Origin of the sequence: Pyrolobus fumarii 1A (assembly GCF_000223395.1) — an archaeon.
GTDB classification, from domain to species: Archaea; Thermoproteota; Thermoprotei_A; order Sulfolobales; family Pyrodictiaceae; genus Pyrolobus; species Pyrolobus fumarii.
This window is the reverse complement of the sequence record NC_015931.1, coordinates 1,732,390-1,759,186: the sequence shown is the minus strand read 5'-3', so window position 1 is coordinate 1,759,186 and position 26,797 is coordinate 1,732,390. Positions and strand designations below refer to the sequence as shown.

The following is a 26,797-nucleotide window of genomic DNA, read 5'->3' as shown; positions in this document are numbered from 1 at the left end:
TTACATGGTGCCGCCGTAGCTCAGCTGGCAGAGCGCCGGACTCATACGGTCGGCCGGTCCGCTCCGAGGCCGCCTGGGAGATCCGGAGGTCCCGGGTTCAAATCCCGGCGGCGGCACCACCCCTAAAACCCGGGCTCCCCCTCCCCCAGGCTGGGGCGGGACGGGTCTAGGGGCCGTCGTCTAGCCTGGACTAGGATGCGGGGTTTGGGTCCCCGTGATCCGGGGTTCAAATCCCCGCGGCCCCACCACGGGGGCTCCTCCTTGCGTGCACGCGCATGGCTCGGCGCTACTATCGTGAACGCGGTGGCTTCCTGGAAGGGTGCAGCCGTCGCTATAAGCGAGCATATCGAGGCTCGTTTGTACAAGGGTTCTTGTGATTGTGGACTCCCTTGCATGGCTCTGCGTGCTGTTGGTGGTGATGGATTCTGTGTGGAGGCTTCTGCTAGTCTGGGCTTCCGGGGTGGCGTGAAGAGTAGTAGTGCGGTTGTCAACGCGTCTCTACTAGCTTTCCTGCGATACCGTGGGGTTCACGACCCATCGCCTAGGTTCATAGTGGATGTTAACGCGCGGGTTGGTATCGAGGCTGGTGTTAGCGTCACAGGTGCCGCCGATGACGCTTATGCTAGTCTTTTGGGCGGTGTTGTGGTAGTTGATAACCGTAGGAGAGTTGTGGTCAAGAGGTATGAGCCTCCGCGTGACACTCTAGTAGTCCTGTTGAAGCCGCGTGGAGTCAACCGCCTGTGGCCCCCGTGCAGACCCGAGCTGAGGGGGCAGGCTGCCCGTGTAGCTGAGAGGGCTTGGGAGGAGGCCCTGGAGGGTCGTGTGTTTGAAGCTGTGCGTCTAAACTGGGAGGCCTACCGCGGGTACCTATGTGCGCCTCTCGAGCCGGTCCGGCTGGCGCTCGAGGCTGGCGCGTTGGCGGCCAGCCTGTCTGGCCTTGGGCCGGTCTACGAGGCTTTTGTTGAGGAGGATGCCGTGGAGAGAGTTGTGGCTGCCTGGCGGGCTCTGGGAGAGGTTACCGTGGTGAGGCTGGAGTCTAGGCCGGTCTGCTGTCTCACGGGTTAAGGAGGAGGGTGAGTAGCAGGGCCTCTAGAGCTGCGAGCGGAGTCAAGACGAGTATTGTTGTCGCGACACGTTCGTGGTCAACACCAAGGTGTCTGGCTATAACAGCATTCATGGTAGCTGGCGCCATAACCGCCTCGACCATTAGTGTCTTGAGTGCGGCTCCCGTTACGCCCGCGACCATGGCCAGCGAGTAGTGTAGAATGGGGCTCGCTACTCCCCTCCATAGGGCGATGAAGTAGAGCAATGGGTCTCTAAGATGCGTCGCTCTAAGCTCTGGTAGTGATGCGCCCACAACGAGCATGGAAGCGTAGCCGCTCAGGCGGCCTAAGAGTCCTGCAGCATGCCAGAGAGGCTCTAGGAGTGGCGTTAGGCTCGAGATGCTCAGTGCTAGTCCTGTTGCAGCGGCAGTAACCACCAGAAGCGGCACGTCTCTCCTGCTCTTCTCGCCGCCTAGGCGGTAGCCGAGAGTGAAATGCAGGAGTATCAATGGAAGCGCGTATGACGATATGACGTCTATGTCGAGGCCTAGTGGGGGTGCTAGGCTTAGAGGCAGGAAGACACTGTTCGGGAAGAGCAGCGTGAGCATTACGACAGTCTTGCATTTTGCGTTCCAACCGCAAAGTCTGCGTGAGGCTATCATGGCATAGGGTGTACTCGCGGCAAAAGCGACTAGCGCTATGAGAGAGTAGCTTGTGAACGCCTCTATGCCGTGGAGCGCGTACGCCCTAGCAATGGAAAGTGGCACTATAATGTAGAGGAGTAGCTTCACGCTAGGCTCGACGAGAAGACGCTCTAGTCTCGTGCGGCGCGAGACATAACCGAGGGTGACGAGAATCGCGAATAAAACGGCGTTTAGCAGGGGCCCCAAGGCTCAGCCCTGCTGCTTCTGCTGTTGCTGGGGGAACACGAGACCATAGAGCGGGTTTTGCTTCCTCTTGATCTTTATGATCTCCTTCAGCACAACCATCTCGTCGTTGCTGAGCCACGAGCGATACTTGGTGAGGAGTAGTTGGACGTGCTTCTCCGGGATGTCCGTGTAGAGTACATCGCCCTCATCAACCTGCCTGCCTATCATAACCTTACCGCGTATCGAGATAGCCACAGCCATTCCGGCGCGAGCCTCGGGTATCGACTTGCCCTTATCCTGGATCTGCATAATCTCACCGATCCTCTTACCATCCTCCCTCATCAACGGATAGCCCGGTTTAATCACGCCACCCAGCACCTCAACGCCGACTATAGCCGGGTCGCTCCTGCGGAACACGTAGCCTGGCAGTATCCTTATCTTACCGGGCCTCACGAGGCTCTCAAACTCCCTCCTACGGTCAGCCTCTATCTGCTCCTTGTACCACTTCTCGAAGTCCTCGATCAGCTTGTAGATAATGTTGTGCACGAATAGCTTAATGCCGTGTTTTCTCGCCTCCTCCTCGGCCTCAGGCAACACCTTCACATTGAACCCGATGATCACGCCATAGTACTTGTTGATCTGTTTGGATGCCACAGCCTCTATCACATCGCGCTTCGCGATAGGCCCCACATCAGCAACCCTAATTGGTATACCACGCTTCTTCAGCGCCTCTACCAGTGCCTCGAGGGTACCCAGCGTATCCGCCTTTACGATAACACCCTCCTTGTCAGTACGTATCCTGATAGCCTCTATCTCCTCCATCACCTTCTTTGCCAGCTCCTTAGCTTCCTCCTCGTCCCTCGCGACGAAGATGGGTGCACCCGCCACAGCCTTCTCTAGCTCTGGCGCAACGATTCTAACACCAGCCGCTGCTACAACCTCGTCAACCGACTCAAGTTCTCTCTTCGCGGTGCGTATCTCTACGAGAGGCTTTGGCATGAGTAGGCTACGAACCCTGGTTATAACCGGGCCCTCTAGACCACCCGTGACGATAATGTCGCCCTTCCGGAGTATACCATCGTAGATTATCACGTCGGCTACAACTCCAAGACCAGGCTGCTCTCTAAGCTCGAGAACCACGCCCTTAGCTGGCCCCTCCGCGTACATGAGCCTCTTCTGGAGGTACTGCTGGGTTAGGCCGGCTAGCACGGCCAGCAGCTCTGGGATACCCTCGCCGGTCTTCGCGGAGACGGGCACCACAGCTACAGTTTTCGTGAAGTCCTTGATTCTGTCGAAGCGGTCGGCGCGGAAGCCAAGCTTGTACATCTCACCGATTATATTCCATAGTAGCTCCTCGAGCCTCTGTTGCACCTCTGGCTTCTGCATGCGATAGGAGATTAGGAACGGCTGGTCCGGGTGAGGCTTCCACCCAGGTATACGGTCTATCTTGTTAGCCGCGACGAGGAAGGGGACCCTCCTCTGCCTAAGTATCTCGATAGCCTCGTATGTCTGCGGCTGGAACCCCTCCATGATGTCGACGACCAGTATCGCGAAGTCGGCTACGCTACCACCCCTACGCCTCAGGTTGCTGAACACCTCGTGGCCAGGCGTGTCGATGAATAGTAGGCCCGGTATGATGAGCTTGAAGCGAGGTAGGAACTTCTTCAAAGGCTCTGCCAGCTTCTCAATCACACTAGCCGGTACTACACTAGCACCCACATGCTGCGTTATAGCGCCGGGCTCCTTCAACGCTACAGTCGTGCCACGGATCTTATCAAGTAGCGTCGTCTTACCGTGATCCACGTGACCCAGCACAACCACGATAGGCTGTCGTAACTTACGCTGCTGCTGGCTGCTGCTCAAACCCACCACCCGAGAGGAAGACTTCGCAGAAACCCTCCTATTAGTAGGGGCCCCACAACGGCGCCTCAGATACGGCTGCACTCCTCACCATCCGCTCGGGTAAGCCCGCTTATCGACACCGGCGCCGTTGTGGGGCCCAAGATGTGTAGCTGAGAAGACCCCTCCTATAACCGATTATTGATAAGCCCCGTGTGTTTCGCGGCAACGTGAGGTGCGGAGTATTGAGTTTGACGAGGGCGTTGCAGGATGTCGTGGTTGTCCTTGAGTCGGTGGCGTTGGCGTGCGGCTCCACAGAGACTCTGGACGAGGCTAGGACAATAGCCTCAACCATCCTTGGGAGCGTTAAGAGGGGTCAGAGGGACACAGGGATGGTAAACGAGATGATTGCCAGGCTGATAGAGTTGATAGACCATGCGAGGGCAGAGCTCGAGATGAACGGTTGTCTAGAGGCTTACAGGCTTGACGATGCCCTGGCGGCCTTGGAGAGCATCCGTCTAAGGCCGAGCCTCTGATAACCCGGCGTTAGAGAAGACGTGTATATTGGCACCCCGCGGGTGGTGAGGAAGCCCTTTCGCTTGGAGTGACCCGGAGGAGGGGGTGACTGGAGCCCCGACAATGAACCCGCGGGGTGCTACTCGATCTCAAACCCATGTTTCTTGAGGAAGCGCTTCACCTGCTGAGGCAGCTTCACATGCACCTTCTCGCGCTTCGCTATGACTATGGGTCTTGCGAGCCTCGTGGATGATAGTTCCGCCGCCACCACGTTACCCTCCTCATCGTAGAGGAGTGTAATCGTCCAGGCACCTATGGTCTTGCTCTCCTTCTTTGCTATCTTCACAGCGCCCCAGTATTAGGAGCCATGGTAACACAGTAATAGTGATAATGGTTGTGTGACCCTCCTCGCGTGTTCACCTTCTAGTTTACCGGTTCACCACGTTTTAGATAAGTGTCGGGTTAGGGCTGGTTGTGACGGGAGGCGGCTGGGCTGTGAAGCTAAGTGAGAGAATGAAATGCCACTTAGAAGCTGTTAAGACGGGCTTCGCGGCGCTCAGAAAGCCACCGTTGACACTGCGCTATCCCGATGAGTATGAGGTGCTAGAGGGGTTTCGAGGGCCACCTGTGCTAAAGATGGATGTTTGTCTTGGTTGTAGCCTATGTGCACAGATATGCCCAGCCAGGGCTATCAAGATGTACAGGTTGCCGGGGTTCCGCACTCCACGCCCAGGCATAGACTACACGAGGTGTATATTCTGTGGCTTCTGCGTCGACATATGCCCTGGTGGCGCACTCGAACATGCTAACGTTGGGGACGTGGTGTTTGAGAAGCTGGAGGAGGCTGTGCTGACCCCCCTGGAGTGGGCTTCTTTCCGCCCACGCCCGGCTGCCGAGAAGCATGGTAGGCCTGTCCGCTCGGTTGTGGATGAAGAGGTGGGCTTGAGGTATGAGTCTGCAGCTGGTGGATCTGGCTCTACTCACGGCTCTAGCGTTTAGCGTCGTAGGTGCCATAGGCGCTGTAGTGTCGAGAAGGACAATCTATGCTGCGTTCTACCTCTCGGTAGTTGGCGTCGGCATCGCGACATTCATGACGATACTAGGGTATACATACCTTGGCCTCTTCCACCTGTTGATCTACGTTGGCGCTGCTGTATCATTCCTAGCGTTCACTGTGCTCATGGTTGAGGTTGAGCAGGAGCCGCCTCCACGGCACAGCCCGCTCCTAGCGCTTCTCGCGGTTACAATAGCTGCAGTGCTAGTCTATCCACTGTTCCTCGTCACGCCACCACATGTCGAGAGGATGGGTATAGACCTGGGTGTTTTCGTCAATGAGCTCTCAGAGCGCTTCGAGTACCCGGTTGTAATCACTCTAATCGCACTGGCAGCAGTCCTTATAGAGGCTATTGCAGTTGCACGGAGGTCGAGCGAGCCATGATGCTCTCGACGCTTCCGGTGTTGCTAGCCGTGTTTGTACTGATAGCCTCGGCGGTCTACGGGATACTGTCCTCAAGGCTGGTGCTGAGGATGTTAATATCAGCAGAGTTGCTCTTCAACGCCGCGCTGGTTACGTTGCTACTCGCGTCCGCGACGGCAAACCCGCTGCATGCCAGTATCCTAGTGCTACTCGCGATTATCCTGACGGCAGCGGAGGTGGGCGTGGTGGCTGCTATTATAGTGTTCCTCTTCCACGAGAAGGGCGGCGTTGAGATAGAGAGGCTGAGGAGGCTCAGGGGGTGAGACATGGTGAACGTGGTTGGGCTGGAGGTACCTCTACTCTGGGCGTCGATACTCATACCAATAGTCGTGGCGGTTATAGTGCTGTTTGTGCGCGGGGCAAAAGCAACGACAACGCTCTCGTCATCCTCGCTTGCAGTCTCGGCAGTACTCCTCGTACTTGCCTACCTCGAGGCGCTTAGGAGGCACGCTATAGTCTATGACCCGCTGTACGCTAGAGTGCCGGGTCTCGGCGAGCTAAGCCTATTCATGGACTCTTATGGGTTCATGGTAGCTTTTTCATCAGCCGCTGTCTCTGCAATAGTAGCGGCCTATAGCTACTGGTACATGGCGCATCGCTTCGAGGAGATGGGTCTCGGCGAGGACGCCTGGAGCCTATACCACAGCCTCTTACTACTCTTCGCCGCGGGTCTGATCGGCGTCGGTCTAGCAAGCAACGCGATACTCTTCTACGTGTTCCTAGAGTTGACGCTCATACCAAGCTTTCTGCTAATCGCGCTGTATGGTTACGGTGAGAGGGTAAGGATAGCCCTACTCTACCTCGTGTGGACGCACGTCGGGTCAACACTCTACCTGTTGGGCGTCCTACTAGCAGGCTACCACGCTGGCGCTGATGGATTCAACGTGTTCACGGTAGACGAGGGGCTTAGGAGCGGCACATGGGAGTACCTAACACCGCGCTACATCGTTGAGGTAGCGCTCCCAATGATCATAATAGGCATGGGCATCAAGATGGCACTCTTTGGCCTCCACGTGTGGCTGCCCTATGCGCACGCCGAGGCGCCAACACCACTCTCTGCACTCCTCTCGCCAAACCTAATCGGCGTTGGCGCTTACGGCATACTCCGCTTCGCCGCCCAGACGGCGCCCCACATCTTCGCAGGATACATGCCACTCCTCCTGACATGGGCGTTAATCACCATGGTGTACGGTGGCCTCGTTGCACTGGCACAAGACGATGTAAAGAGGTTCCTAGCGTACAGCAGCGTCAGCCAGATGGGCTACCTAATGCTAGGCCTTGCCTCGGCAACCACGCTCGGCTACCTAGGCGCTATGCTACACTATGTTGCTCACGCTTTCGGCAAGGCAGCCCTCTTCATGATGGCGGGCGTGCTCATAGTAGCCGTCCACACTAGGAGCATGTCAAAGATGGGAGGCCTCGCACGCATCATGCCGCTCACGGCAGCAGCCGCCCTCATAGGCTTCCTACATCTCATGGGCATACCGCCAACCATAGGCATCTGGAGTAAGTACTTCATTCTACGTGGCTTCACCGAGGTTATACCCTCCACGATGTTCACGATAGCAGCCATAGCGGTCATTGTAGGCACTACGCTAACAGCAGTATACTCGCTAGTCTCCTTCCGCAAGATATTCCTTGGACCGCTGCCAGGCGCCAAGCCAAGCCACGGGCATCACCACGATGGGGCTGGCTACGAGAAGGAGCCTCTAGGCATGGCCATTTTGACTCTCCTAGTCGCACTCGTCGGTATAGCGTGCTTCTTCGCCCTACCATGGCTCGATGCTGTGACACCCTCGTGGTAAGGGGGTGAGCAGGCATGGCGGGGGCCGAGGCCACGGTCATGGCTACGCACGTGGCTCTCGAGATAAGCGAGGGCGGTGCCGCGGTATACGCCAGCATGGCGTGGATCGGCACCTACATTGCAGCTGGCCTAGTGCTGCTGGCAGCGGCTCTAGGCGGTGGTAGGAGGATAGCCGCGGCCATATCTATAGCCGGGCTTGCTTGGGCCCTAGTAGCAGCTCTACACGCGCTACTAGGCTACATGGAGAGCGGCGCAGCTAAACACGTGCTTGGCGCTATCCCAGGCCTCATGGTAGTAGGCTCCTTCGTCGACGGGTTATCGGCGTGGATAGGCTTCGTGGTAGCGCTGCTGTCGCTTCTAATCGGTATCTACAGCTACGAGTATATGGGCGTGGATGGTACGCCACGATACTGGTTCTTCTTCACCTTCTTCGTTGCGAGCATGTTGCTACTAGTCTATGCGACTGACGTGCTACTGATGTTCATCGGTTGGGAGGGGACAGGCCTCGCTAGCTACGCTCTCATCGGCTACTACTTCGACGACCGCGAGGAAGCCTGGGTGGGCGACCCAGGCAGAAGGAGGCTAGGAGTCCCGATGTGGTTCACGCCAACACACAGCGCTGTCAGAGCATTCGTGTTCACGGGTCTAGGTGACTCGGCATTCCTCGTAGCCCTAGCGCTGATCCACAATGCGGTTGGCACGCTTGACATCACAACCTGGATGCTACACCCGGAGCTGCTCCATGACGCGCTAGTCGCAAAGATAGGCGCAAGTCTAGTGCCATTCACGATACTACTCTTCTTCATGGCGGCGCTGGCAAAGTCGGCACAATTCCCATTCCACGAGTGGCTCGTAACCGCGATGACTGGTCCAACCTCGGTCTCGGCGCTCATCCACGCGGCGACAATGGTGAAGGCGGGTGTGTACGCAGCTGCGCGCTTCGCCCCAATATTCTACGAGGCTTTCGGCGAGATGATAACGCCTCTCTACACGAACCTAGCGTGGCTAGCTCTACTCACTGCATTCTCGACAGCCACGATGGCGCTCGTCGCTAGGGAGCTGAAGCTAGTGCTAGCCTACTCCACGGCAAGTCAGCTAGGATACATGATGGCGGCTGCTTTTGCCGGCGCAGCAGCCCTTGGCAGCCTAGCGGCCACCGCACACCTCATAAGCCACGCTGTGTTCAAGGCTGCCCTCTTCCTCATCGCCGGTGCACTGATACACGCCGCGCACACGAGATACGTGACCGAAATGAGGTTCGACCCGCGCACAATGCCCGTCACGGCAGCCGCCATGGTGCTAGCTGGTGCTAGCCTAGCAGGTGTCCCAATGTTCGCCGGGTTCTGGAGCAAGGATCTCGTAGTCTCGGTGCTAGGCCCCGCCATGAGGACGGTTGCGCTCCTCACAGCATTCCTCACAGCAGTGTACACCGCGAGGATGATAATCTACGCGTTCAACCTCGGCGGCCACCGCCACGGTCACGAGCCAGGCCTGCTCATGCTAGTGCCATACACGCTACTAGCAGGCCTCAGCCTAGGGCTAGGCGTTGTATGGGCAAGCCTAGAGCATATGCTGGCAGAGGCTCTCCACGCTCACCCAGAGTTTCACCCAGAGATAGCGCTGACTGGCGCATCACTAGCCCTCACTGGGGTGGGCCTCACAGCAGTCCTCTATGACATCGTGTGGCGTGGAACTCCGCCACGGGTAAGCGGAGCCCTGAAGACGCTCTACGATTTCCTCTACGACCGTTGGCTGATCAACCCGATAATCTACCGTACGATAGTCTACCCGGGCGCCAGCCTATCGAAGCTGCTAGCTAGTGTCGTGGAGAAAGGCGTCCTCGACCGCCTCTACCACCGCGTAGTACCCAGCGTCTTCCAGACACTCGTCGAAGCCTCCCATAGGGGTCTGGAGGCGGGCATTGACGGCCTCTACCACATATTCATACCAGGCTTTGTACGTGCATCCGCAGCCAGGCTACGCAGCGTGCATACAGGTGATATCTCAAGGTACCTCTCAGTTTTCATAGTGGGGGTTGTTGTAGTCGCGCTGCTAGCGGCTTGGTACATCCTCGGGAAGGTCGGGGGGTGGTAGCCGTGGCGCTCATACCATCCTATACGCTACTCGAGCAGCTGGTGGTACTCGTAACGGCTGCGCTAGGTTACGTTGGACTAGCATCGCCGTTGTTCGGCACGCGCCATGCAAGGTACTCTGCAATAGCGGCGACGCTACTCAGCCTGATAGTATCCATTATCCTCTACAAGGAGGCGATAGAAAAGGGCCCAATCACGCTATTCGACAACAACATGATACTGGACGGTTTTGCAGCTGCACTAGTACTCGCTGCATCTCTCACGCTGCTCATCGATCTCGTGGCAGCAATAGCTGTGGTTGAAAAGTGGGACACGGGCTCAGCCTTCTATGCTATAACCGCGTTGAACCTACTGGGCGTATATGCGATTGCGCTAGCTGGCAGCCTTGTGCTCGTATATACTGCGTGGATACTCGCAGCGGTATCAAGCTACGTGATAATAGCACTGTGGAAGAACGAAACCTCAGCTGAGGCGGCAGCAAAGTACGCCGCGATAGGCGTCCTAGCCACTAGTCTACTGATATACGCGCTGTGCTTCAACATCGAGATAAGCGGTAGCGTGTACCTGAGCGGCGCGGCTCGACACGTGCCTCTCATAGTTGCTGGTGCAGCCACCCTGCTGCCACTAGCCGCCATAGGCTTCAAGATGGGCGTTGTACCATTCCACATGTGGCTGCCCGACGTCTATGGCAATGCTAGGCCCTTCCTGGTGAGCGTCATCGCCTCCCAGGCAAAGATACTGGCTGTGGCCTTCCTCCTCAGACTGCTATACACCATAACCAGGGTCGACCCTAACCTACTCCTCGTCCTCGCGGGCATACTAGCAGTGGCTACAATGACTCTCGGTAACGTAGCCGCCCTAGCCGCTAACGACGCTAGGCTCGTGATGGCCTACAGTGCTATAGGTCAAGCCGGTTACATCATAGCGGGCTTTGCAGCCCTCAGGCCAGGCCTTGAGGGTATACTGGTACCCGGTATCTTCCTCCAGGTGTTCGGATACTCGCTTGCAAAAACTAGCGCCTTCCTAGTGCTTGACGCTGTATACGAGAAGGCCGGGTGGGAGGTCAGGAGCATCGAGGTACTCAGAGGGCTGTATAAAGGCAACAAGATGGCAGCACTATCGATGCTGTTAGCGCTCCTAGTGCTTGTTGGCATGCCACCGTCGCTCGGCTTCTGGGGCAAGCTCTACATACTCTACGGTGTGGCAAGCGTAGATTTAGCACTCGCAATCATATTCGTGCTTAACATGGCAATAGCCGCCTACTACTACATGATGCTAGGCTGGAGGCTCTTCGCCACTGGCGACGCCCCCAAGCTAGAAACCGACACGAGAATCGTAGCAGCGAGTATAGGGTCAATACTGGCTTTCGCCCTTGGAATCGTCTACTGGCTCTTCGCTAGCGTCTACGTCTCCGCCACGCCTCCATAAAACAGCGTCACCAGCCTCAACCATAACTACACGGTGTAGCGGTATAACGCTACCATCATCTAAAACCATATGGTCTTTTTTGACACGCGTTACTCTCGATACCGGTATCTTGCGCAGCCCCGTTGGCGAGACTCTATCCACTATCACTATCCTCGCATCTGGGTACTGCTCGCGAAGCGCGAAAACCCTAGACACAACCTCGTATATCCTGCCCCTACGCCTCCCCATTTCCACCACCATACACGGTCCTCACTAGATACTCTTCAAGGCTAGATGCGCCAGCCTCGCGCAACAACCGCTCCAACGGCCCCTCAGCAGCAACACGCCCACTCTCAAGCACTACTATATAGTCGGCTAGCCTCTCGGCCAGCCACAACTCATGAGTAGTGACTATGACTGCCCTACCCTCCCGTTCAGCCACAATCCTCAACAACCTGGAGGCTCCACGTAACGACACGATGTCAAGCCCCGATAGGGGCTCGTCGAGCAGAAGCACTCTGGCACAGCTGGCCAACGCCATGATAAGTTGCAGCTTCCTCCGCATACCCCTGCTATACCTCGAAACACGCTCACCCATCACCCTACCAAGGCCGAGAAGCTCCACAGCCTCCTCAAGGCCATCCCAGCTACACCCATAGATACGCTCGACGAGCCTCACGTGCTCCCAGCCAGTCAGGCGGGGATAGAGGCCAGCCTCATCGGGAGACAGTATGAGAATCCCCCTCCTTCTCGCGCTAGCCACATCCATGCCGTAGGCTAGTACGCGGCCCTTATCGACGCGATAGATGCCAGCCAAGCTCCTCAATAACGTGGTCTTGCCAGCGCCATTCGGCCCGAGTATCACAGTAACGGCTGACTCCGGTGCTGATAGACTAACGCCTTTCAATACCCAGATCCCGTCAAGCTTTTTCCACACATCGCGTGCCTCGATGGCAGGGCTTGTGATGCGTTTTCACCGTGTGGCCAGCCTCGCATGGAAGGACCTACTAGAGCTTCGCCGCGATGCAAAAACACTTGCCCTATTAGCCGCTAGTGCCTGGCTGCTCCCACTCCTCGCGATACTCTCCAAAGGATTACAAGCTGCAACGATAGTGAACGTTGCGGTTGTAGACCTTGACTGCAAGAGTGTTGAGGTAGGGGGCTTGAACTTCTCGTCGCAAGACGTGGCTGTGCTGATAGCAGAGCTTACACGTAGTGTCGTGAAGACGCCCACGGTTAACGTGACGCTCTATAAGTGTGGCGGGCAGCCCACCGCAGATGTTGTAGTCGTGATACCACCGGGCTTCACGGAGAACCTAACTAGGTTTGACCGTGTAGCGTACATAGCCGTTAGGTACAACCCTGGAAGTAGTGCAGCCCAGACAGTCTACACGTGGCTAAGGTACGTTATCATACCGAGCATCTCGAGAGCAGAAGCTGAAAAGCTAATCAAGCTTATGGGCGAACTCCTCAACATAACCGTGAAGCCACAAGCTATCCTCGACCCCGTGAGGGTGGAGGTCGGGTTCATAGGAGTCCCGCAAACGGTTGGCGAGCAGGTGGTGCGCGCAGTAGAAGCTGCCAGGATACTTGCCTTTGCGACGATATTCGTGCTGGCACCAGCAGCCATGCTGACTTCCGACTTGTTCGTCGCCGAGAAGGAGAGGAGAAACCTGGAGATGCTATTCTCGACGCCCCTATCCCCCGCCGAGATAATAGCAGCCAAGATGTTAGCTGCTACAGCCGTGGCAGGAATAGCCGGCTTGGCTGACGCGGCGGCAATGCTCGCCTATCTCGCCATAGAGGCTGGTAATGGGATACCAGCACCGAACTTCATACTCCTGCTCGTACACGTAGTTGCAACGATGCTAGCCATTATGGTCACCTCTGCACTCACAGCGTTAACCGTGATGAGCGGCTTATCAACGCGACTAGCAACCCTACTATCCGGCATATTCACGATACTCGCGTTCTTCGTCTATGCTTCCAGCCTAGCAACCGACTACACAAGGCTACCCTTGGAGTATGCAACGCTCCTAGCAATCGTACCATACACGCACTCTGTCAATGCCGTGATTTACGCGGCTAGAGGCGAGTATAGCAACGCGCTCCTAAGTCTAGTAGCACTGGCAGCATACACAGCAACGGTGCTTCTGGCGTCAACGAGGCTAGCCTCACCCGAGAGGATAGTGAAAAGCGGGTAGGAGAGGTGGCAACTCTGCGGCCGTCGCCATCGCCTGGGGGTCATCCGGGGCCCAGAACGGCCCGGTCCAGCCCCCAGGCCGCCGTTTATAGGACCAGTAACGTGGGGAGGCGAAACAGTTATCGAAGCATGCATTATGCCTTGAGCGTAAAAACACCTTGGTAGGCGCGTTAACCCTGTTCCTGCTCAGTACTAGTCTTGATCTCGGTGGTTGGTGTCTTGCCGAGCTTAGGCGCATTGCTTATCACTGTGGCGCATGTAAGCGCATTAACTGCGATGTCAAGCTCGCGGAGAGCATTGTATAGCATCGTGTAGGCGACCGCCTCGTGTGGGTTCTCTGCGGTTAGCATCTTCTGCCAGGCTTGCAGTCTCAGCTTGCCAGCGTCATCGGCGAGTCTCGCGGCTAGCTCAAGGTCCTCTGGCTTCCAGCGTAGAATCTCACTAAGCAGACCTTGTACACCTTTAATCAGATCGTTTAGCTTCTTCGGGTCTACCTCGGGACGGCCCTTAGTCTCGGCCAGAGTTGCCAAGTAGTTAGCCAGGTGCCATAGTGTTGCGGCAAAGCTCCCGAGGAGGCCAGCAGCGTATAGCATGGCGGCATCGGGCTGGCCGAGGGTCGATGCTGGGGTGGCGCTCATCCTCCTAACAACAAGGTGCTCGTACTTCACTATCTCGTTTATCGCCTCGCGTGTTAGGTTTATGAGTGTCTGGTTCGGCTCTGTCAACAGCCTCTCAACGAGGCCCAAGAGATCCAAGCCTAGCCTCGCAATATTCTCAAGCAGATCCTTCATGCTAACCTTGTCGTCATCAAGAATACAACGGACTTCAACGTACTCCGGGCCACTGACAACGTCAACACCCATGAACTTTGATGCCATGCTACGGACTTCTAGTGCAGCCTCCCAGGAGATGTTCTCCAAGCGTAGCACGTCAACCCTAGTCACGTAGGCGCACGATACTAGTCTCGAGACGCTGAGCCCCTTGGGAAGCTTTGACACATCAATATTCATTATGTGGATTGCCTCGCCACGCTTGTTGTACGGTATTATCCTTACAGAACCGCCCTCAACAACTACATATACAACGTCACCGGGCTTCAAGTTAACCTTTCGAACCCACTCCTTCGGCAGCGTTACCACTAGCGAAGATGTGCCTAGACGCTGTACTCTTCTCATTCTAACTTTCTCATTTGTATTGGCGGACAACTATGCCCACCCCTTAAACTGGTCCCAACCGGTACTTACACGCTCTAGACACGAATTTATAGGTATCCACGAACTCTCGGAGACGCGCTCAGTATGTATACTACTTGTTATCGACTTGGGGACTACAAATCCAATCCTAGCTATACGTAGCCCCAGTCTATTCGCTGCTCTCTCCACATGTGTCTCGCAGCCCCTGGCCACAGTAAAGACAATCTCATACTCTTCCCCGCCATACAGTATTAACTCGCTAATATCGAGTCTATGCGACTCGGCGTACTCTATCGCCTCCGGATGCAAAGGCGGAAGAGCGTCTAGTATTATGCGATGCTCACTAATTGTGTGGAGGTTTCTTAGCGTAGCGCACAGCCCATCGCTCACATCACCAGCCCATGTTATGCACTCCCCAACCTCCTCTAACAACGAGAGAAACTCGAGACGCGGAAGAGGCCGTGTAGTTGCGCGAAGAGCCTCGGGATAACTGTATATCTCGCTTGTATCACCACGACGCATAATATGGAAGGCTAACCCGGTTAACCCGTATCTACCCACAGTAGTATATATCAAGTCTCCATTCCTAACTCTCGGAGCAACTATACGCACTGGTGTTGCAACACCAGCTGTGTCGATCCACGGGTCCCCAGCTGCATTTGTATCGCCGCCGGCAAGCCAGGCACCAACAGCTTTGGCAGCATCCCTAGCACCCTTCACTAGCTCAAGCGCATCCGCCGCTCTATCATCCCGTCTAAGCCCGATGCTGACAAGGAAGACGAGTGGGCGCCCGCCCTTAGCCACAAGGTCACTAGCCGTCGCAACAACAGCCTTCCATCCAACATCGTAGAGTGTCATCCAAGGCAGCTTTACACTGCTTACCGAGAAACCGTCGATCTTCACAAGTAGCTTGGCTCCGCCCGGGAGCGATACACACGCAGCATCATCGCCCGGAGGGAGATCATTACACCGCCAGTCACTTCTCAGCAGGTCAACCAGCATTTCCACAAGCTTCTTCTCTCCGATCTCAGAGAGGCGCTTCTCTCGCAACACGTGTCTCCCTGAGTAGTTTCCTACGCCCCCTCCTAGCTCTAACAGCGTGCACAACCTTAGAGTACATCACGTGAACGGCGTAGAAGTACGGTACTATCTCTAGCCTGCCTAGCGTCATAAGAGCGATGTAAAGCAGCTTGAGGGCAAGAGGGCTATCCGCGCCGGTTATACCGGTACTAACGCCCACATTTCCAAGCGCGCTGGCCGTCTCTAGAGCAACGTCGGCAAAGCTCCTATCCGGTAGTATCAGCATCGCGATAAACGTGCCAACAACCATCGTCAGGGAGAAGGCGAAGATGATTGTTAGTGCTCTTCTTGCTGACTCGTCGTCCAGCACTATCCAAGCCAACCTCCTTCTCAACGTATACCCGCGTGGCGCCGATAGAGCCTCAGCCTCCCACAGGGTGCTCTTAACAGCGATTATCAGCCTCAACATCTTTATGCCGCCGGTGGTCGAGAAAGCCGCGCCACCGAGAAGACAATAGGTTGTTAGAAGCGCCTTGAATATCTCCGGTTTGTCGCCTAGACCGGTGTTCTGGAAGCCAGTGCCAGTTATCGTCGTGACTATCTGGAAACTAGCGTATCTAAGCGCCTCTATGATCCCGAACCCGTTCCTGACTAGCGCTGCTGTTGCCGCGATAGTGCCGATCGCCATGAGGGTGAGGAGAGCTTTCAGCTCCGGGCTAGAGAAGAACCTCTTCAAGCGCCACTTTATTATCAAGCTATGCCAGTCGGAGAAGCTGACGGCGCCACTGAACATTGCGAACATAGCCGCGAGTTCAATAGCGATACTATGGTACTCGGCAATGCTATTGTTCTTTGTCGAGAAGCCGCCGGTCGCTATGCCAGTCATGGCATGGTTTACTGCGTCGAACCAGTCCATGCCCGCAACGTAGAGCAGTATTGTGTCTATTACGGTTACTATCGTGTATACGAAGAGCACCTTCTTTGCTGTCGCGATGACCGAGGGCTCTATCCTCTCGGAGCGACCCTCGGCCACGTAGAGGAGGCGTGCCGCGCTACCAGGCCTCGCTATTATCGATACAGCGACGACGACTATGCCGACTCCGCCCACCCACTGTATGAAGCTACGCCAGAAGAGGACCGTCCTAGGCAACTCCTCCACAGCTGGCACATAGGTCCCTGTAACCGGGTCAACGCTCCCCGTGAACATGGTCAAACCCGTGGTGGTGAAGCCGGAGACAGACTCGAACCACGCATCCACGAAGGGTATGCCGAGTACATCTGCTATTGGCCATGCCACGACCAGTGGTATCAGAACCCACGTTATAACGACGAGTAGGAGTGCCTCCTCGCGCCGCATTCTTCTCGATGGCATCGTTAACCTGGTCGAGAGTAGACCGAGCACCATGAACACTGTGCCATACTCGAGTAGCTCGATTGAGACGGTGTATTCGCGTGGCTCGTGATAGTGGAATATTAGGCCGTAGAGGGCTGGCACTATCAGCGTCGCAGCGGCGACAATCCATACAAAGCCGAGATAGTATATGAGAGGGTGTAGCGCAAGCCGCTTCCTCACACCATACTCCTCTAGAACCTCGAAACCCTGCTCGCGCCACGGCAAACTAGCCCACCGGCCGCACTGTAGGGCTGCCCGATGAGCCGGGAGGCGCGGCGAGCGCCAAAAAGACTACAAGAGTGTACCCGCGTGGCTCTTGAGCGCGGCGATCGTGTGCACCATAGATGCTCCCTGGTTGCCATACACCGGGCTTCGCAACGTGCAACACTACCATTTTATACCGTGAGGGGGGAGGCTAGCAGGTGCGCCTAAGTTGCCGTGGAGACTCTCGATAATAACACACACGGATCTCGACGGCGTCTCGGCTGCAGCTATAGCGTTGAGGCTTGCAGGTGCCCGGCTGGGCGAGGACGCGAGGCTAGAGTTCACCGAGCCCTATAAGCTGCACAAGACGCTCAAGAGCGTAGCTAGGAGTGCCTCGCCAGGCGAGACGATAATAATCGCCGATATAGGCGCTAACCCATCAACGCTAGACGCTGTTGTGAGCCTTCTCAGGGAGGCTGTGGGGCGCGGCGCGCGTATTGCCTGGTTCGATCACCACCGGTGGGAGGAGAGCTGGAAAGAGAAGCTCAGGGACATAGGCGCGGACATATACGTTGATAACGATACGTGTGGGGCTGGAGTCGTCGCCAGGTATGCCCCAGAGATCCTAGGGGGCGAGATAGACGACTTCATAGAGGATCTCGTGGGTGCAACTTGTGCGGCCGACATATGGATATGGGATCACCCTGCGGCCCCCAAACTATACCGTGTTGTCGATTGGAAGAGGGGGTGCGCGGGTGACAAGTGGCGTAGGAGGCTCGTAGAGAAGTTCGCCTCGGCGAAGAGCCTCCAGGAGATACTCGGCGACGAGGAGGTGCAGAGGGCCCTAATGGAGTATGTTAACACGGAGCTGCGCAACTACACAGAGGCTGTCCGAGCCGTCCAGATAGTGGCGGTAAACGGGTGCAAGGCTGTCGTTGCCCTGAAGAAGAGTGGGCCTCCCTCCAGGAGCTTCCTAGCCAGGACCCTCGCTGCTAGGTACCGGGCCGACCTGGTAGTGGTGATACACAAGCGGGGGCTGAGCTTCCGCAGCGAGAAGGTGAACGTCAGGGAGCTCGCCAAGTACCTGGGGGGTGGTGGTCACCTGCGCGCGGCGGGCGCGCCGCTAGCAATGCCGATCCTATGGAGGATAGCGTCGATCTTCTACCCGAAGCTGCGTCTCAGGTGGGCGGCCCGGAGGGTCGAGGAGGCGCTAAGGGCGGTTGGGTGCAGAGAGCTTCCTGCAGACCATAGGGTCGACTAGCCAGATGCTACCATCAGAGGCCTCTATCCTGGCCCAGAAGCCGGCGATGAACGCTACTCCGACGCACGCCGCTATAGCCGCGTCAAGCTCGTCTCTCGTACTCCACGAGGATAGGATAGAGTCGAAGCAGTTCTCCACGAGAGCCTCGCCGCTCGGGCAACCAGACACCCTCACCACGCTAGAGGGGTGCGTCTCGAGGAGCAGCCACCCGCCCCGAAACAATCGTGTAACCTCCTCAACCATCCTCCTCATGCCCCTCCACCCTGGCGGCAATAGCCGCAACCCGAGCCTTTTGCCCACAAGGTCTATCCTCCTCCATGGCCCCGAGGGCAACGAGAGAGGAGAATCAACGACAACCACATGGGGCTCAAGGCTCTTAGCGAGCCACGCGGCCTCCACAAGGCTCGTGGCACGCACATCCAGTAGCATGGCCCTACCGCCACGATACTCTGCAACGGCGACACCAGTGCCGCCCCTCCTCAAGCCAGGGTCAACACCAAGGATAATCACCCCGCAACACCCCTACCCTAGCACGCCAGGGCCGGTGAGGAGCGTTCGCTAGACTGACTCCGGTGAAGACACCCGGCCGGAGCCGAGGCCCCGCAACCGGATACAACCAGCAACATAGACGGGTTGTACCTCAGCAGTTCCTCGTTTTCCACGCCCTCCTTAAGCCAACAAAAGCATCCGGTACTGCACATGTCAGCCTAACTTAGCCTAAACTAGTTTTCAACGAGTAGAGCGCCAAGGCTCTCCTGCACATATTTTGAAGCCCGGGAGAACCCCCCGATAATCTCCTAGAGCAGCTTCGTACTAGTGATGCTCTGGTCGAGCGTGTTGCTGCCCCTCGCCCCTTCTTCGCCCCCTATGCGGGGGGGCATCCGGGGCCTCCTCGGGGCCCGTGTAACCCTCTCCAGTTGCCCACCTTTATTGGTTTGGACTTGGTGGTTGTGGTGGAGGTAGTCTGCTTTGGTGACGATTCTGGTGTAAACATGCCCTGCAAGTGTTTCGTTGTTGCGCTTGTGTGCTTTGAGAAGAGGGGCGGGTACCCCCTCCTTAAACACGGGTACCGTGTGCTGCACGAGTTGAGGCGTATGCTTGGATGGAAGAGCGGCGAGTTGAAGTATAGGAGTGTCTCTAGGCTAGCCTCTAGGCTAGGCATAAGCGTAGAGCAGATACTCGACCTTATCGAGAGGGGCTCAGCCGCTGTAGGGGCTGTGCGTCTACACTCGCGGGGCAACGCTCTCGAGGAGAGGATAGGCGCCCTTAACATGCTGCTAGAGGATATTGGCTTCGAGAAGCCAATGCTAGTTCTAGACCACGGCCTCGTACCGTGCACCGAGTCCAAAGCCTCAAGGCTCCTGGGGATGCACGTACGCTTCGCCTCCAGCTCCTCGACGCCGGGTATACAGCTAAGCGATATAGTGGCTGGAGCCTGCTACCACGGGCTAAGATGCAGTATAGACGAGTGCAACGTGTGAAGGACCACCGTTTCCGAGAAACCGGTTCGGATGTGCCCGTGTATCTCAGCATGTAAGAACTGTGGTGGAGAGGCATAGTGACTTGATAGATTCTGGTGTGACCGTAATGTGGCGTTTTGCCAGCTCATTCTGCAACAATTGCGGCTATACGGGCATAGTACCCATTTTAGCGAAGATGGGGATGCCTCTGGGCTGGTCTAGGGTATGCCGCCTCCGCAGCGGCTGATCGGCGTGGTCGGCAAGACAAACGTTGGTAAGTCCACGTTCTTCGCGGCTGCCACCCTCGCGCAAGTCGAGATAGCGAACCATCCGTTCACAACCATAGAGCCTAATGTTGGCGTCGGCTACGTGAGGGTCAGGTGCGCTCATGTGGAGCTCGGGTTGCCCAGGTGTGACCCCGCGAGCGGCTACTGCCTAGAAGGCTGGAGGTTCATACCAGTCAAGATGATGGACGTGGCCGGCCTGATACCAGGCGCTCACGAGGGCCGCGGCCTCGGCAACAAGTTCCTCGATGACCTCCGCCAGGCGGACGCCCTGATACTCGTCGTCGACGCGGCGGGAGCGACAGACCCGGAGGGCCGTCCAGCCCAGCCGGGTAGCTACGACCCAGTCGAGGAGGTACGCTGGATGGAGAAGGAGCTAGACGAGTGGTTCTACCGGATCATCTCCAGAGACTGGGACAAGTTCGCCCGCAGCCTGTACGACAAGAACCCTGTTGATGCTCTCGCCCAGCGCCTGAGCGGCTTGAGCGTCAGGAAGCATCACATAGAGGAGGCTTTGAAGCGTGCAGGCCTCGAAGAGAAGCACCCGATGAGATGGAGCCTGGACGATCTGCGAGAGTTCGCGAGGGTGGTAAGGAGGGTCTCGAAGCCTATACTAGTGGCGGCTAACAAGGCCGACCTCGACCCCGCCGAGGACAACATCAAGAGGATGAGAAAGGAGCTCAAAGACTATATAATTGTGCCGACGAGTGCAGCCGCCGAGCTAGCCCTCAAACGCGCGGCCAAAGCAGGCCTCATACGCTACATACCCGGCGACCCCAAGTTCGAGATAGTGGACGAGAAGAGGCTGACACCCCAGCAGCTCAAGGCACTCGAGTACATCGAGGAGAAGGTGTTGAAGCGGTGGGGCTCTACCGGTGTCCAAGACGCGATAAACAGGGCGGTATTCGACCTCATGAACATGATAATAGTGTACCCCGTCGAGGACGCCAACAAGTACACAGACAGTAGGGGAAGGATACTCCCAGATGCATACCTAGTCCCCCGCGGCACAACAGCCAGGCAGCTAGCGTACATGGTGCATACGGATCTAGGCAAAACGTTCCTCTACGCGATAGACGCCAAGACAAAGAGGAGAATAGGAGAGGACTACATCCTCGAGAACAACGCGGTAGTGAAGATAGTAGCGGCTGCAGCAAAGAAAGCTTGAACCTACAACCATAACCGTGCATGCGTGGTATTAGGCGCGTCGTAGTACTAGGCTTATTTGATGTAACCCCAGAGTACCAAGTACAAATAGTTATTAAACTCGCATGCGCGCGCAGAACTTAGTGTAATGGAGGAAGAGGGTGAAGGCCATGACCGCCAAGATGCGCGCAATCAGCCCGGTTGTCGCCGTGCTACTACTAATCCTCGTTGCCGTCGGTGCAGCAGTACTAATCTACCTATGGCTAACAGGCTTCGCTGGCCAAGCAACCCAGACGCCAAGTTCGCTACAGACCCAGTTCACAATTGAAACTGCCAGAATATACAACGGTACCACAGATGCCGCCTATGGCGCAAACGCAACTGTAGAGTTATATCTAAGAAACACCGGTAGAACTAGCATCGATCTACGTGTAGCACAAGAGCAGAACGCACTAGCAATCTATATCTACGATAGTTACAGTGGCGACTTAGTCTACAGCAACACCACCCTGCTATATAAGTTACTAGGTAAGAACATCGAACTTCCAGACACAACCTCCAACTTTAACACCAAGAACCCGACGATTGACGATGTGACGCTAATATACGATGGCAATAGGATAGGAACGGTGTCTGGGAGCCCGGCGAGATACTAATTATCAAGTTTGCTGATCCCAAGTACAACGTGAACAACGCTGATGGCAACCTATACCTTAGCACTGCCGAGCTAGCGTGTGGTCACTACTACAACATTAAGGTCGTACTTGCTGGCCAGTCTGACACTATCCAGAATGTGCGCGTAAACTGCCAGGGCTAAACTCCGTTCACACTTTTTTCCCGCAAAACGTGTCCTCCTTCTTTTTGTAAACTTGTAACTCTCTGAATACCCATCGGGGTTCATCCCTAATGGTTGTTCCTCGGGAAGACCAACCGCATATAGCTAGGCTTCAAGTACGTATGGATAACAGTAAAGTTCGTTGTTATGTTTGTGAACGCAACTGTACTATTGCTCTTGGACGGCGTGGTTTTTGCGGCGCGTATGAGAATCGTGATGGTTGTCTTGTTCATGTTGGTTGGGGTAGGCTTAGTGCTGCGGAGAGTCGGCCTATTGAGATTAAGCCGTTGTTTCACTACTGGCCTAATTCGACTTCGTTGACGTTCTCGGGGTGGGGTTGTAACTTTCTCTGTCCGTGGTGTCAGAACTATCTGTTGTCGTGGGTTCGTGTGTGTGTCGACGGGCCTGTTGTGCCTCCGGAGAGGCTTGTCGAGTGGGCTAGGAGGGCTGGAGATGAGGGTCTTTGCGCGAGTTTCAACGAGCCTGTTACTCTCTTCGACTATCTGCTTGATCTGGCGGAGGTTGCGAGGAGGGAGGGATTCTACCTGTCTCTCGTTACTAACGCGTATTTCACGACTCGGGCTGTTGACGCGCTTGTCGGGGCTGGCTGGGACGGGTGGAGTGTTGATATCAAGGGTTGTCCGGAGGCTTCGCGGCGTCGCCGGGACGTGCTCCCGGGGGTTGACCACGAGGTTGTGTTTCGGAACGCGAGGCGCGTGTTGGATAACGGTGGTCATGTTGAGATGATTTACCTGGTTGTCCCGGGGTATAACGATGTGTGCGCCGAGTGGATCATAGAGAGGCACTTGGACTACCTGGGGCCGGATGTGCCTCTACACGTCAATCGTTACTATCCCGCTTTCCGTTGGGGAGAGCCCCCGACGCCTGTGGAGACACTCCTCCGTATAGCGGAGAAGGCTAGGAGGGCGGGCATCAAGTACGTGTATGTTGGTAACGTGCATGACCCGGAGCTGGAGGCGACGCGCTGCCCCCGTTGTGGCAAGGTGCTCGTCGTCCGGGAGGGTTACCGGGTTACACACTGGGGTCTCGTGGAGGAGGGCGGGAGGTACCGCTGCCCCCGCTGCGGGGAGATCATCCCGATACGCGGGAAGTACGTGGGCCCCAAGCCAACCCGATACATCACATTCATCTAGGATCTAGCTCGAAGTGTCTGGAGTGTATGGCTTTGAGTATAGAGAGCTGTGGGAATAACCGGATGTGATGATGAGTAGAGAGGCTTCTTGGGAGCTGCTGGAGGGTGTTGCAAGCCAAGGTGTTGTGGATAAAGGTGTATGGTTATAGGAGTTGGAATGTTCCTACATTTGTAAACCTGTGGCTTTAGGCTAAGGGATGTTTTCAGCTTCCAAGCTTCCCCTTTAGCTCCTTCAGTGCCTTCTCGTGGTCCTCGTCCCACTTGCCTAGCTCCTCTAGCCTTGGCTTCACCCTCTCCTCTATTATCTCTGTCAGCCTCTCGAGGAGGTATATGATGTCCCTGGCTGCCTCCTCGCGGTTCGCGTATTTCGAGAGTTCTGCATCTGGGTCGGGCCCGTGGTACTGGTAGTCGTGGAGGTCTAACGCGGTGCTAGTAAAGTGAGTGTAGTGCGGGTAGCCTAGCTCCTCGATGAGCTGTCCGAGTGTCTTTAGCCTAGTTGAGGGTACGCGGGGTAACCCTTTCTCGAGAATCCATTTGCGGTCTCTCTCGCTCTCAAACCTTCCAAGCACTCTGTCAAGCTCGAGTGCGAGTATCGCGGCTGTCAACGCTCTCCAGGCTTGGAATACCTTGCCCGCCGCGTTCCTCGTGTAACCCTCCCCGAGGAACCTGAGAGCGAGCAACGCCTCCAGGAGAACCTCGAGTATACGCGCCGATGCGTAACCCGCGGGGTCACGCCTAGGTTTTGGTAGTGGCTCCTCAAGTAACCCTGACCGCGCCACGAGAAACCTACCCACTCGGCAGCATACGCTACCAGGAGCTTATCTACGCTGTCTTCTGTATATGCAAGTGCTGGCCTATAACAATGGGTTTGTGCTAACCCTGCAACTCAGCGTGAGAACCCTGGGGAACGTGCTAAGCGGCTATATTGTGCCTCGCTATGCATCGTCTCGCGGGCAGGAGCTGCAACCTATTCTCGAGGAACGTGGCCTACTTACCAATGTCAACCTTGCCTACATACCATCTCAGTCCGGCATAGCATTGAGGATCCGCATGGACTCGTAGGCGACTCCATCAAAGCTTATTCGTCACCGGTGCGTGTCAACCTCAACATGATTATCGTGGCTTTGACGCGTGTTATCCGTTTAGCATCTGTTTTAGCCTCTTCAGTGTCTCCTCGTGTATCTCGCTCCATGTCCTCGCCTCCTCTAGTTTATGTTTCACTCTCTCCTCGATGATATCCACGAGCTTTGCTAGGATGTAGACTATGTCCTTGGCTGCCTCGCGGTGCACGGTATACTTTGAGAACTCGCCGGAAGGGTCGGGCCCGTGATACTGGTAGTCGTGAAGGTTTAACACGCGGTCGGTGTAGGGCCCATAGTTGGGGTAGCCAAGGTCCTCTACCAATTGCCCCAGTGCCTTTAGCCTCGAGGAGGGCACCCTCGGCAAACCCCTCTTTAAGAACCATTCTTTCTCCTTCTCGTCTTCTAGCCTCTCTAGTACCTTGTCTCTCTCGAGAGCTAGTATCGCGGCTGTTAGTGCTCTCCATGCTTGGAAGGCTTTCCCAGCTGCATTACGAGTATAACCCTTTCCGAGATACTCGAGGGCCATGAGGGATTCGAGTAGAGCTTCCAAGGCACGAGCGGAGGCGTAACCCACGGGGTCGCGGCTAGGCTTGGGTAACGGCTTCTCGAGCAACTCTGCAACAGTATCCGTCAAGGCTGACACAGCCCCACGGAATACGGGTGTACTGGAGACTGAAGAACTGCCATATGTCGTCGCCAAATTAAAGCCTTTCCCGTATCACTCGGTAGTCCGTGGGTAGCAGGGGCCTCCTAAGCCTCTTGAGAGTTGATGCACAGGCGGGTATTACAGCGTGTTCTGCGCATACCTGTTGTTAGGCTATCCAGGCTTGTATGGCTGTTATTCACTCTCCTATCCATATGGTTTCCTCGAGGTTCTTGAAGTGCATGTCGCCGGTTAGGACTTTAGCCTTGAGCCTCCAAGCTGCAGCCAATATGATTGCATCGGCTAGGCTAGGTTTTGCTTTCAAGCCAAGCCTCTTGGCGTTATCGAGTAGTCTCCTGTAGGCCCTGCCAACGAGAACAGCAGTCTCAACATCTATCATTACAACTGTTGACAGCCTCTCTACTGCCTTTAGTCTCTCCCTTACGATCTTGGCATCAATATCTTCACGCATATACTTGCGTGCAAGCTCGGCGAGGACTATGTCCGGAGTGTACAACTCCTCGGCATCAACGAGAAGAGACTTTACCAGTGTAGCCCGAGGGCCGCCGGTGAAAAGCTCTATCCAAGCATATGTGTCGACAACGAGTCTCTCAACGCGAGTCAAATCTATCCTCCTCTCTAAACTCTGATACCCTTCCCGCGTCAACGCCCATAAGCGACTCTAGAAGCCTACTTCTATACTCGCGGAGGAGCCTTTGTATAACATCATCTATACTCCTCGCGTTAAACACCTTCTTGAGATTCTCAAGCTGCTCTAGGGTTCTCCTTGACACCTTAACTGTGACGTACTCCCGCACCTAGGCCACCCAACTACCTCAACGCGATACGACGGGTATAACAATATACGATTCTACACTCCTACGGGTGTACAACCCAGCAATTAGCATGTACATGTGGTCATTTACAAGGTGATACGAGCTATAAAATAAAGCAAGGATGACATGTTGACTCTTGGCTATACAACTCGGCTACGTCAGGTTACCACGGGCTGTGCGGCGAGGATACATTGTAGGTGTTCGGACTTGTCTGGTGCTCGCGACACCTCTAAGGATATTATGAGCCTGGCTTTAGTAATGCAACCTGGTGGATTGGTGTTGGTCTGGCAGGTGCGCCTTGGCAGGAAGTTTGCCGTCTATCTGCCGAGGGAGGTTGTGGAGAAGCTTGGACTGAGGGAGGGCGACAAGTTCGAAGTTAGGATTGCTAATGGCGAGATAGTGTTGAAGCCGGTGCCCAAGCTGCTCAAGAAGCGAGGCATCTGGGCCGAGGTGGATCTCGAGGATGTTGAGAGGGTGGGCGAGGAGCTTAGCGAGGCTGGATTATCGTGAAGCCTCGGCTTGTACTCGACACTAGCTTTGTCTTGCCCTTCTTGGGTGTGAACGTTAGGGGTATCGACCCGGGTATAGTCGAGGAGTATGCTAGTCAGGGATACGAGCTGCTATACCCGCTTCTCGCGCTTCCAGAGCTGCTAGGGGTTATCACGAGGGCGGCTGAGAAACGAGGCTTGGGTAAACTACCACGCGAGGCACTCGAAGGCATAGAAGCGCTCATAAGAGGCGAGGATGTGAAACTTGTAGAGCCGCGCTTTGAGCATATCGCTACGGCACTCGAGCTTAGGCTACGTGGACACCGTGACATATTCGACTGTATATTCTATTCTACTGCGCTCCACGAGGGAGCCGCGCTACTAACGGCTGACGAAACGCTCCTGAAATTCATCAAAGCTGAGGGTTACGATGCAAGCATCATACTGCTCGTGCGGACACGGAGATAGACGATACCATACATGGGTCACAGGCCTAGCTCGGCAGAGTTGAGCTTTTTATCCAGGCTATGGGATGCTGTGAGGTGCTC

Annotated in this window: 29 protein-coding genes and 2 tRNA genes; 18 read left to right on the top strand and 13 right to left on the bottom strand. The window is 55.9% G+C overall.

What is annotated here, in order from left to right:
• Positions 1-9 precede the first annotated feature (9 nt).
• From PYRFU_RS09250 to PYRFU_RS09240, 3 genes are all read left to right on the top strand, one after another.
• Positions 10-119 (top strand) — tRNA-Met (locus PYRFU_RS09250).
• Positions 120-169: 50 nt separating this feature from the next.
• A tRNA-Pro gene (locus PYRFU_RS09245) sits at positions 170-248 on the top strand.
• 13 nt (positions 249-261) lie between these two features.
• Entirely contained in the window at positions 262-1,065 is an 804-nt protein-coding gene (locus PYRFU_RS09240; RefSeq protein ID WP_014027414.1) for a shikimate kinase, read from the top strand.
• Here PYRFU_RS09240 and PYRFU_RS09235 read toward each other — a convergent pair.
• Together PYRFU_RS09235 and infB are read right to left on the bottom strand one after the other, a co-directional pair.
• Positions 1,055-1,933, bottom strand: a complete 879-nt coding sequence (locus tag PYRFU_RS09235; RefSeq protein WP_014027413.1) for an AEC family transporter — start codon at positions 1,931-1,933, stop codon at positions 1,055-1,057. The genes PYRFU_RS09240 and PYRFU_RS09235 overlap by 11 nt on opposite strands.
• 3 nt (positions 1,934-1,936) lie before the next feature.
• Positions 1,937-3,775 carry a translation initiation factor IF-2 gene (gene infB, locus PYRFU_RS09230; RefSeq protein WP_014027412.1) on the bottom strand — a complete coding sequence of 613 codons (1,839 nt, stop codon included), beginning with the start codon at positions 3,773-3,775 and terminating at the stop codon, positions 1,937-1,939.
• Between the two features lie 221 nt (positions 3,776-3,996).
• Here infB and PYRFU_RS09225 point away from each other — a divergent pair, with 221 nt between their 5' ends.
• A complete protein-coding gene (locus PYRFU_RS09225) occupies positions 3,997-4,287 on the top strand; it encodes a hypothetical protein (RefSeq protein ID WP_014027411.1) in 291 nt (96 codons plus the stop codon).
• 119 nt (positions 4,288-4,406) lie between these two features.
• On the opposite strand, the gene PYRFU_RS09220 is transcribed toward PYRFU_RS09225, so the two are convergent.
• Positions 4,407-4,613 carry a hypothetical protein gene (locus PYRFU_RS09220; RefSeq protein WP_014027410.1) on the bottom strand — a complete coding sequence of 69 codons (207 nt, stop codon included), beginning with the start codon at positions 4,611-4,613 and terminating at the stop codon, positions 4,407-4,409.
• A 128-nt stretch (positions 4,614-4,741) separates the two neighbouring features.
• Between PYRFU_RS09220 and PYRFU_RS09215 the strand changes: the two genes are divergently transcribed.
• Genes PYRFU_RS09215 through PYRFU_RS09190 form a run of 6 tightly spaced genes read left to right on the top strand, consistent with a single transcriptional unit; the run spans position 4,742 to position 11,069 of the window.
• A complete protein-coding gene (locus PYRFU_RS09215; RefSeq protein ID WP_052296981.1) occupies positions 4,742-5,266 on the top strand; it encodes a 4Fe-4S binding protein in 525 nt (174 codons plus the stop codon).
• Positions 5,217-5,705, top strand: a complete 489-nt coding sequence (locus tag PYRFU_RS09210; RefSeq protein ID WP_014027408.1) for an NADH-quinone oxidoreductase subunit J family protein — start codon at positions 5,217-5,219, stop codon at positions 5,703-5,705. The genes PYRFU_RS09215 and PYRFU_RS09210 overlap by 50 nt, the downstream gene beginning before the upstream one ends.
• Entirely contained in the window at positions 5,702-6,007 is a 306-nt protein-coding gene (locus PYRFU_RS09205) for an NADH-quinone oxidoreductase subunit NuoK (protein ID WP_014027407.1), read from the top strand. Before PYRFU_RS09210 ends, PYRFU_RS09205 begins: the two co-directional genes overlap by 4 nt.
• A 6-nt stretch (positions 6,008-6,013) precedes the next feature.
• The gene (locus PYRFU_RS09200) at positions 6,014-7,549 is read left to right on the top strand and encodes a complex I subunit 4 family protein (protein WP_167827926.1); all 1,536 of its coding nucleotides are present in this window, start codon (positions 6,014-6,016) and stop codon (positions 7,547-7,549) included.
• A 14-nt stretch (positions 7,550-7,563) separates the two neighbouring features.
• On the top strand, positions 7,564-9,642 hold the full coding sequence (locus tag PYRFU_RS09195; protein ID WP_014027405.1) for an NADH-quinone oxidoreductase subunit 5 family protein: 2,079 nt from the start codon (positions 7,564-7,566) through the stop codon (positions 9,640-9,642).
• Between the two features lie 2 nt (positions 9,643-9,644).
• Positions 9,645-11,069 (top strand): NADH-quinone oxidoreductase subunit N, encoded by a 1,425-nt coding sequence (locus PYRFU_RS09190; RefSeq protein ID WP_014027404.1) that lies wholly within the window; start codon positions 9,645-9,647, stop codon positions 11,067-11,069.
• Here PYRFU_RS09190 and PYRFU_RS10285 read toward each other — a convergent pair.
• Both PYRFU_RS10285 and PYRFU_RS09185 read right to left on the bottom strand, forming a co-directional pair.
• The gene (locus PYRFU_RS10285) at positions 10,995-11,297 is read right to left on the bottom strand and encodes a DUF504 domain-containing protein (RefSeq protein WP_014027403.1); all 303 of its coding nucleotides are present in this window, start codon (positions 11,295-11,297) and stop codon (positions 10,995-10,997) included. The genes PYRFU_RS09190 and PYRFU_RS10285 overlap by 75 nt on opposite strands.
• Positions 11,284-11,955: an ABC transporter ATP-binding protein gene (locus PYRFU_RS09185; protein ID WP_052296980.1), complete on the bottom strand. Its 672-nt coding sequence runs from the start codon at positions 11,953-11,955 to the stop codon at positions 11,284-11,286. The genes PYRFU_RS10285 and PYRFU_RS09185 overlap by 14 nt, the downstream gene beginning before the upstream one ends.
• Before the next feature lie 43 nt (positions 11,956-11,998).
• Between PYRFU_RS09185 and PYRFU_RS09180 the strand changes: the two genes are divergently transcribed.
• The gene (locus tag PYRFU_RS09180; RefSeq protein ID WP_048192036.1) at positions 11,999-13,252 is read left to right on the top strand and encodes an ABC transporter permease subunit; all 1,254 of its coding nucleotides are present in this window, start codon (positions 11,999-12,001) and stop codon (positions 13,250-13,252) included.
• A gap of 169 nt (positions 13,253-13,421) precedes the next feature.
• Here PYRFU_RS09180 and PYRFU_RS09175 read toward each other — a convergent pair whose 3' ends face one another.
• The 3 genes from PYRFU_RS09175 to PYRFU_RS09165 are packed head-to-tail and all read right to left on the bottom strand — an operon-like array spanning position 13,422 to position 17,082.
• Entirely contained in the window at positions 13,422-14,456 is a 1,035-nt protein-coding gene (locus tag PYRFU_RS09175; RefSeq protein WP_014027400.1) for an AbrB/MazE/SpoVT family DNA-binding domain-containing protein, read from the bottom strand.
• Positions 14,457-15,494 carry a thiamine-phosphate kinase gene (locus PYRFU_RS09170; protein WP_014027399.1) on the bottom strand — a complete coding sequence of 346 codons (1,038 nt, stop codon included), beginning with the start codon at positions 15,492-15,494 and terminating at the stop codon, positions 14,457-14,459.
• Positions 15,472-17,082, bottom strand: coding sequence for a TrkH family potassium uptake protein (locus PYRFU_RS09165; protein WP_014027398.1), 1,611 nt, complete (start codon positions 17,080-17,082; stop codon positions 15,472-15,474). The genes PYRFU_RS09170 and PYRFU_RS09165 overlap by 23 nt, the downstream gene beginning before the upstream one ends.
• 208 nt (positions 17,083-17,290) lie before the next feature.
• On the opposite strand from PYRFU_RS09165, the gene PYRFU_RS09160 reads away from it, so the two are divergent.
• Positions 17,291-18,322, top strand: a complete 1,032-nt coding sequence (locus tag PYRFU_RS09160) for a DHH family phosphoesterase (protein WP_014027397.1) — start codon at positions 17,291-17,293, stop codon at positions 18,320-18,322.
• Here PYRFU_RS09160 and PYRFU_RS10085 read toward each other — a convergent pair.
• Positions 18,272-18,832 carry a DUF429 domain-containing protein gene (locus PYRFU_RS10085; RefSeq protein ID WP_014027396.1) on the bottom strand — a complete coding sequence of 187 codons (561 nt, stop codon included), beginning with the start codon at positions 18,830-18,832 and terminating at the stop codon, positions 18,272-18,274. The genes PYRFU_RS09160 and PYRFU_RS10085 overlap by 51 nt on opposite strands.
• Positions 18,833-19,266: 434 nt before the next feature.
• On the opposite strand from PYRFU_RS10085, the gene PYRFU_RS09150 reads away from it, so the two are divergent.
• The 4 genes from PYRFU_RS09150 (at position 19,267) to PYRFU_RS09135 (ending at position 23,201) form a co-directional block, all read left to right on the top strand.
• A complete protein-coding gene (locus tag PYRFU_RS09150; RefSeq protein ID WP_341871678.1) occupies positions 19,267-19,803 on the top strand; it encodes a DUF3800 domain-containing protein in 537 nt (178 codons plus the stop codon).
• 204 nt (positions 19,804-20,007) lie between these two features.
• The gene (locus tag PYRFU_RS09145; protein WP_014027394.1) at positions 20,008-21,234 is read left to right on the top strand and encodes a redox-regulated ATPase YchF; all 1,227 of its coding nucleotides are present in this window, start codon (positions 20,008-20,010) and stop codon (positions 21,232-21,234) included.
• 148 nt (positions 21,235-21,382) lie between these two features.
• Complete coding sequence (locus tag PYRFU_RS10080) at positions 21,383-21,868, top strand: archaellin/type IV pilin N-terminal domain-containing protein (protein ID WP_052296979.1); 486 nt, start codon at positions 21,383-21,385, stop codon at positions 21,866-21,868.
• A gap of 466 nt (positions 21,869-22,334) precedes the next feature.
• Positions 22,335-23,201, top strand: a complete 867-nt coding sequence (locus PYRFU_RS09135) for a radical SAM protein (protein WP_280097278.1) — start codon at positions 22,335-22,337, stop codon at positions 23,199-23,201.
• Positions 23,202-23,403: 202 nt separating this feature from the next.
• On the opposite strand, the gene PYRFU_RS09130 is transcribed toward PYRFU_RS09135, so the two are convergent.
• The 4 genes from PYRFU_RS09130 to PYRFU_RS10590 form a co-directional block, all read right to left on the bottom strand.
• Positions 23,404-23,979, bottom strand: coding sequence for a PaREP1 family protein (locus PYRFU_RS09130; protein ID WP_014027391.1), 576 nt, complete (start codon positions 23,977-23,979; stop codon positions 23,404-23,406).
• A gap of 355 nt (positions 23,980-24,334) precedes the next feature.
• Entirely contained in the window at positions 24,335-24,925 is a 591-nt protein-coding gene (locus PYRFU_RS09125; protein ID WP_425277004.1) for a PaREP1 family protein, read from the bottom strand.
• A 199-nt stretch (positions 24,926-25,124) separates the two neighbouring features.
• Positions 25,125-25,550, bottom strand: a complete 426-nt coding sequence (locus PYRFU_RS09120) for a PIN domain-containing protein (RefSeq protein ID WP_014027389.1) — start codon at positions 25,548-25,550, stop codon at positions 25,125-25,127.
• Positions 25,537-25,743, bottom strand: coding sequence for a hypothetical protein (locus PYRFU_RS10590; protein WP_014027388.1), 207 nt, complete (start codon positions 25,741-25,743; stop codon positions 25,537-25,539). The genes PYRFU_RS09120 and PYRFU_RS10590 overlap by 14 nt, the downstream gene beginning before the upstream one ends.
• 225 nt (positions 25,744-25,968) lie before the next feature.
• Between PYRFU_RS10590 and PYRFU_RS09110 the strand changes: the two genes are divergently transcribed.
• Positions 25,969-26,271, top strand: a complete 303-nt coding sequence (locus PYRFU_RS09110) for an AbrB/MazE/SpoVT family DNA-binding domain-containing protein (protein ID WP_167827924.1) — start codon at positions 25,969-25,971, stop codon at positions 26,269-26,271.
• Positions 26,268-26,717 (top strand): PIN domain-containing protein, encoded by a 450-nt coding sequence (locus PYRFU_RS09105; protein ID WP_014027386.1) that lies wholly within the window; start codon positions 26,268-26,270, stop codon positions 26,715-26,717. The genes PYRFU_RS09110 and PYRFU_RS09105 overlap by 4 nt, the downstream gene beginning before the upstream one ends.
• Positions 26,718-26,797: the final 80 nt, after the last annotated feature.